The sequence below is a fragment of the Candidatus Binatia bacterium genome (genome assembly GCA_036382395.1).
In the GTDB taxonomy this organism is placed as follows: Bacteria; Desulfobacterota; Binatia; order HRBIN30; family HRBIN30; genus JAGDMS01.
Map to the genome: position 1 here is coordinate 1 of DASVHW010000386.1, position 6,765 is coordinate 6,765.

4 protein-coding genes are annotated in these 6,765 nt (G+C 64.7%); 1 reads left to right on the top strand and 3 read right to left on the bottom strand.

Annotated features, from left to right (window positions below):
* Positions 1 to 1,159: sigma 54-interacting transcriptional regulator (locus tag VF515_18805; GenBank protein HEX7409683.1), on the top strand; the 1,159-nt coding region annotated here is incomplete at its 5' end.
* Positions 1,160 to 1,199: 40 nt separating this feature from the next.
* Here VF515_18805 and lpdA read toward each other — a convergent pair.
* From lpdA to VF515_18820, 3 genes are read right to left on the bottom strand one after another with little or no spacing between them, the layout of a single operon-like run.
* Positions 1,200 to 2,660: a dihydrolipoyl dehydrogenase gene (gene lpdA / locus VF515_18810; protein HEX7409684.1), complete on the bottom strand. Its 1,461-nt coding sequence runs from the start codon at positions 2,658 to 2,660 to the stop codon at positions 1,200 to 1,202.
* Positions 2,661 to 2,704: 44 nt separating this feature from the next.
* Positions 2,705 to 3,931, bottom strand: a complete 1,227-nt coding sequence (gene odhB, locus VF515_18815) for a 2-oxoglutarate dehydrogenase complex dihydrolipoyllysine-residue succinyltransferase (GenBank protein ID HEX7409685.1) — start codon at positions 3,929 to 3,931, stop codon at positions 2,705 to 2,707.
* Entirely contained in the window at positions 3,921 to 6,659 is a 2,739-nt protein-coding gene (locus VF515_18820; GenBank protein ID HEX7409686.1) for a 2-oxoglutarate dehydrogenase E1 component, read from the bottom strand. Before VF515_18820 ends, odhB begins: the two co-directional genes overlap by 11 nt.
* Positions 6,660 to 6,765: the final 106 nt, after the last annotated feature.

The window sequence follows — 6,765 nt, forward strand, 5'->3', positions numbered from 1 at the left end:
GGAACTGGGGTACCTCGCGCTGGGGGCGAAGCGGTCGGGGGCGGCGATCGATGACTCCGACCTGGCGCTGTTGACGTTGGTGGCCAGCCAGCTGGCGGTCGGGCTGAAAAACGCCGAGTACGTGCGCGAGATCCGCCGCCAGCAGGCGCAGATCGAGGAGCTGCGCGCGCGGCTGGAGGCGGAGAACGTGGTCCTGCGCAGCGAGGTGCGGGCGGCCTCGCAGTTCAGCGAGATCATTGGGTCGAGCGGGGCGCTGCAGCGGGTGCTGGCGCTGGTGGAGAAGGTGGCGCCGAGCGCCACCTCGGTGCTGATCACGGGTGAGACGGGGACCGGCAAGGAGCTGATCGCGCGCGCCCTGCACGAGCTCAGCCCGCGGCGTGGGGGGCCGCTGATCAGTGTGAACTGTCCGGCGATTCCCCCGGAGTTGGCGGAGAGCGAGCTGTTTGGGCACGAGCGCGGGGCGTTCACCGGGGCGCTGGCGGCGCGGCCGGGGAAGTTTGAGTTGGCGGACGGGGGGACGATCTTTCTGGACGAGGTGGCGGATCTGCCGATGAGTGTGCAGGTGAAACTGCTGCGGGTGCTGCAGGAGCACGAGACGCAGCGGGTAGGGGCTTGCCAAGTGCGTAAGCTGGACCTGCGGGTAGTGGCGGCCAGCAATCGGGATCTGGAACGGGAGATGCGGGCGCAACGGTTTCGCGAGGACCTGTACTACCGCTTGGCAGCGGTGCGCGTGGAGGTGCCGGCGCTGCGCCAGCGGCTGGAGGACGTGCCGATGCTGGCGAGCTTCTTCTTGGAGCGGGCGTCGCGAGTGCACCAGCGCCCGATCACCGGGTTCACGGCGGAGGCGTTGGCGGCGCTGGGCCGGTACAGTTGGCCGGGAAACATTCGGGAGCTGCAGAATGTGATCGAGCGGGCAGTGTTGCTGTGCACGGGAGAGGTGATTCGGCCGGAGCACCTGTCGGACCTGGCGGTGGGGGTAGCGTCGGCGGCGGGGTTGGGGGCGAGCCTGCGGGAGGAGAAGCGGCGGCGCATCGAGCAGGCGCTGGCGCAGACTGGGGGCAATCAGGCCGCCGCCGCCCGCCTGCTCGGCATTTCACCCAGCAACCTCGCCCGCCTCATCAAAAGCCTCGGCTCCAGGCGCCCGCCCGCGGTCCATTAGGGCGAGCGGCACTGCCGGCACGCATTTGTTGCGATGCTGCTTAGATGTGCAGGGCCCGCTGGTGGACAGCGAGGGCGGCTTCTTTGATCGCTTCGGGGAGGGTCGGGTGCGCATGGACTGAGCGCGCGATATCCTCCGCGCTGGCGCCGAACTCCATCGCCACCGCGGCCTCCGCAATGATGTCCGAGGCGCGCGGTCCGAGGATGTGGACGCCGAGCACGCGATCGCTCTTGGCGTCGGCGAGGATTTTCACCAAGCCCTCGGTCTCGTTCATGCACCGGGCGCGTCCGTTGGCCAGGAACGGGAACGTCCCCACGCGACACAGGATGCCCTGAGTCTGCGCCTGCTCCTCCGACATGCCGACACTGGCCAACTCGGGCCACGTGTACACGACGTTCGGGATGGCATCGTAGTTGACGTGAGAGGCTTGTCCCGCCATCCGTTCGACAGCAGCGACCCCTTCTTCCGAAGCTTTGTGCGCCAACATCGGCCCGGTGATGACGTCGCCGATGGCGTAGATGCCCGGCACGCTGGTGGCGTACTGGACATCGACCTTGATCCGCCCTCGCTCGTCGAACTCCACTCCCACTTCGCGCGCCCCTAACCCCTCGGTGAACGGGCGCCGCCCGACGGCAACCAGCATGACATCGCAGTCTTCGTCCGTGGACTTGCCTTCCGACTCCAGCGTTACCCGGACCACGCCGTTGCGCACCACCGCATGGCGCGCCGTGGTCCGCAAGCGGAAGGTCATTCCTTGCTGTTCCAGCGCCTTCTTCAATTGCTCGCCCATCGCGCCGTCCGTGCCGGGCAGGATGCGGTCCATGAATTCCGCTACCATGACCTGCGAACCGAGCCGGTTCCACACCGAACCGAGCTCGAGCCCGATCGCTCCGGCTCCAACCACCACCAGGCGCTTCGGTGCCTGCTCGAAGCACAGCGCTTCGGTTGACGAGACGATGTGCCTGCCGTCGAACGGTAAGCCGGGCAACTCGATCGGGGCGCTCCCGGTTGCAATCAGAAGATGGCGCGCTCGTAGGGTCTGGCGGTCGCTGCCAGCCGAGACTTCAACCGTATCACTTCCAGTGAAGCGCGCGGTGCCACTGAATCGCTCGACCTTGTTCTTCCGAAACAGTCCAGCGACGCCCTGCGTCAACACCTTCACCACCTTCTCCTTGCGGGCCATCATGACCGCAAGATCCAGCTCCACGCTGCCCACGTTGACGCCGTGGGCGGCGAGGCCGTTGCGGGCGTTGTGGTACTGTTCGCTGGAGTCGAGCAACGCCTTGCTCGGAATGCATCCGACATTGAGGCAGGTGCCGCCCAGAGTACGGCATTTCTCGACGCACGCCACGCGCATGCCGAGCTGCGCCGCGCGAATGGCGGCGACGTAGCCGCCCGGCCCCGCGCCGATGACGATGAGGTCGAAATCAGTCCTGAGTCCTGGGTCCTGAGTCCTGAGTGTTCGGTTCCTCGTCTGTGGTCTCTCGTCTGCTGGTCCCATCCCATCCCCCAGTCTCTAGCCGCCCGTCCCTCGTCCGAAATTCTTCAGATCTCGAACATCATCCGCGTCGGATCTTCGATGCGATCTTTGACACGGATCAGAAAGGTCACTGCTTGCTCGCCGTCGACCAGGCGGTGATCGTACGACAGGGCCAGATACATCATCGGGCGGATGACCACCTGATCGTTGATGACTACGGGCCGCTTCTCGATCTTGTGCATGCCGAGGATGGCGCTCTGCGGTGGATTCAAGATCGGGGTCGAGAGCAGCGAGCCATAGACACCGCCGTTCGAAATGGTGAACGTACCGCCGCTGAGATCCTGAATACCGAGCTTGTGCTGCCGAGCCAATCCCGTGAGGCGCCCGATCTCCCTCTCGATGTCCGCGAACGACATCCGATCGGCATAGTGGACCACGGGTACGACGAGACCTCGCTCGGTGCCTACGGCGATGCCGAGATGCACATGCTTCTTGTACACGATGTCGCTGCCGTCGATCCGGGCGTTGACGCTGGGGAGATCCTTCAGTGCATCGGCGCAGGCGCGGGCGAAGAACGACATGAAGCCGAGCGAAACGCCGTGCGTCTCGGTGAAGCGGGTCTTGTACCGCGCCCGCAGCTCCATCACCGCGCTCATGTCGACTTCGTTGAAGGTGGTCAGGATGGCGGCGGTGCGCTGCGCTGCCACCAGGCGTTCTGCAATACGCTGGCGCAGGTGCGTCATCGGCACGCGTGCTTCCTCGTCGGCCGCGGCGGCGGCAAGGTCCTGGGTCCGAAGTACTGAGTCCGGAGTAGGTGGGCGCTCCTCTTCCGGTGGCTGCTGGGCGGCTTCCAGGTGTGCGAGCACGTCCCCTTTTGTCAGCCGCCCGCCGCGTCCCGAGGCGGTGATGGTGCGCGGATCGAGGTGGTGCTCTTCGACCAGGCGGCGTACCGCCGGGCTGAGGACAGCGCTGGTTGGCGGTGGCTTCTCGACGCTCGCCTTCCCAGGTTCCATCGCCCCCGGCGGGGGTGGAGCCGCTGGCGTGCGCTGTCCCGGTGCGCCTTCCTCGATCCGCCCGACGACGTCACCGACCTGCACTTTCTCACCCTGCGTTTTGAGAATCCTGAGAACACCGGCGCGCTCGGCGGGAATCTCGACGCTGGCTTTGTCCGTTTCGAGCTCCAAGAGCGGTTCATCGGCCCGCACCATGTCGCCGTCCGCCTTCATCCAGCGAACAATCACCCCCTCGCTAACGGACTCGCCTAGTGTCGGGATGCGTACCTCAACGGACATGAGCCCTCCTCATCGCATTGTTGATGAGATCGGTGACTTCACTCTGATGCACCTTGTAGGAGCCGGTGGCCGGGCTGGCAGCCGCCGGGCGTCCCGCATATCCGAGCATGCGGTCGTCCGGAAGCATCCGCCGCAGCCGGCGATACATGTCGTGCCACGCCCCCATGTTCCACGGCTCCTCCTGCACCCAGACGAGCTCACGCGCCGCCGCATACGGCTCCAGCGCCGAGCTGATCTCGGCCCCGGGGAACGGATAGAGCTGCTCGATGCGAATGATGGCGATGTCATCGATATCTCGCTCGCGTCGTGCCACGAGCAGATCGTAATACACCTTGCCGCTGCACAGCAAAACGCGCCGGACGTGTGCGGGATCGATCGGGTCGGACTCGCCGAGAACGGTGCGAAAGGTTCCATCGATGAGATCGTGCGGAGACGACACCGCCAGCTTGTGCCGCAGCAGGCTCTTCGGGCTCATGATGATGAGCGGCTTGCGGAAACTGCGATGCATCTGTCGCCGCAAGGCATGGAAGTACTGCGCCGGTGTGGTCAGATTGCAGACCTGCAGGTTGTCTTCGGCGCAGAGCTGCATGTATCGTTCCAAACGGGCGCTGGAATGCTCCGGTCCCTGACCTTCGTAGCCGTGCGGCAGCAGCAGGACGATGCCGCTCATGCGCTGCCACTTCGATTCCGCCGGGGCGATGAACTGATCGATGATGACCTGCGCACCATTGGCAAAGTCGCCGAACTGCGCCTCCCAGATCACCAGGTTGCGCGGATCGGCGGTGCTGAACCCATACTCGAAGCCGAGGACCGCAGCTTCCGACAGCATGCTGTCGATGACCACGAACCGTCCCTGATCCGGGCTGAGGTGATCGAGGGGCACGTAGCGCTCGTTGGTGTTGGTGTCGAACAAGGTTGAATGGCGCTGGCTGAAAGTCCCGCGCCCGCTGTCCTGTCCGCTCAAGCGGATTTTCGTGCCCTCGAGCAACAATGTGCCGAAGGCGAGCATTTCAACGCAGGACCAATCGATCTGGCCGTCAGGCCGGAGCATCTCGGCGCGCTGATCCAAGAGGCGCTTCACCTTGGGATGGATGGCGAATCCCTCCGGCAACTGCCGTACGCCATCGACGACGCGTCCCAGCATCTCCAGCGGGACGGCGGTCTGTGCGCTCCAATCATCACCCGCCCATTGCATGCCCTTCCACACGCCGCCCAAGGCAAATACCTGCAGCCGTGGCATGAAGTCGCGGGCATAGTTGATGGCGTCGTCGAAAATGTCGCGGATGGCAGTGGCAGTCGCGGTCACCTCGTCGGCCGTGACCACGCCCGCAACCTGCAACCGTTCGGCGTACAACTCGCGCACGCTACGGTGGGCCGCGATGTCCCGATACATCACCGGCTGCGTGAACGTCGGGTCATCGGTCTCGTTGTGACCGTGCTTGCGGTAGCAGACCAGATCGATGACGACATCCTTCTTGAATGTCTGCCGAAAGGCCATCGCCAGCCGCGCCGCCTGGATCGCCGCCTCCGGATCATCGCCGTTGATGTGAAAGACCGGGGCCTGGATGATCTTGGTGATGTCGCTCGGATACCGCGTGAAGCGGTAGTCCGGCGGCGAGGTGGTGAAGCCGATCTGGTTGTTGATGATGATGTGGATGGTGCCGCCGGTGCGGCACGCCTCCAGTTCCGACAGGGCCAGGGTCTCGGAGACGATGCCTTGCCCGGTGAACGCCGCGTCCCCGTGGATGAGCACCGGCACCACCCGACCGCGCTCGCGATCCTGCAAGTAATACTGCTTGGCGCGCACGATTCCCTCGACGACCGGATCGATGGCTTCGAGGTGGCTCGGGTTCGAGCACAGGGACAGATGCAGTGTGCGGCCGCTGCCAGTGGTGTGGTCGTAGGCGTAGCCCAGATGGTACTTGACGTCGCCGTCTCCTTGGACGTTCGGCGGCAAGAAGGTGCCTTCGAATTCCGCGAAGACCATCTCGTACGGTTTATGGAGGATGTTGGCGAGAACATTGAGACGCCCCCGGTGGGCCATCCCCATGATGATCTCTTCCACCCCGCTGTCGCCGGCCTCTGCAATCAGCCTATCGAGCAGCGGGATCAGGGACTCTCCCCCCTCGAGCGAAAAGCGCTTCTGCCCGACGTACTTCGTATGCAGGAAGTGCTCAAAGCCCTCCGCGGCCGTCAGCCGAGAGAGGATATCCTTGCGGTCCTTGTCCGTCAGTTCCGGCTTGTTGAGCCTGGGCTCCATCCGCTCTTGGAGCCAATCGCGCTGACCCTTGTCGGCGATGTCCATGTACTCGACGGCGAAGGTCTCGCAATAGGTGGCGTGCAGCAGGGCGACGAGTTCGCGGATCGTCGACCGGGTGCATCCTCTGAAATTGGTGCACTCCACCAGCCGATCGAGGTCCGTTTCACTGAAGCCGAACTCCGCGGGTTCCAGGAAGGGATGACTGGTCTGGTTGCGGCCTAGGGGATCGAGGTGGGCGATCAGATGACCAAACTCACGATACGAGTGAATGACGTCGAGCACGCCTAGGTTCCACTGCGCCTCGGCTGCCGGCGCGGCGGTGTGCCCGCCGTTTCCCCGTGCGATTTCGAAACCGGCAAAGAAGAGCGCCCATTGCTCGTCGACCGAGTTGCGGTCGCGCAGGAACTGCCGGTAGAGGCTGTCCACGTAGTCGGGGTTCGCCCGAGTGATGAAATCCAGGTCGATCACGGTCTTACCTCATGTGGTGCGAGCCCAGCATAGCAGCAGAGCGCCCCCCACGGCAGCCTCAGCATACCGAGCCCGGCGGAGGAATTACAGCAGCGCTGGATTGGCC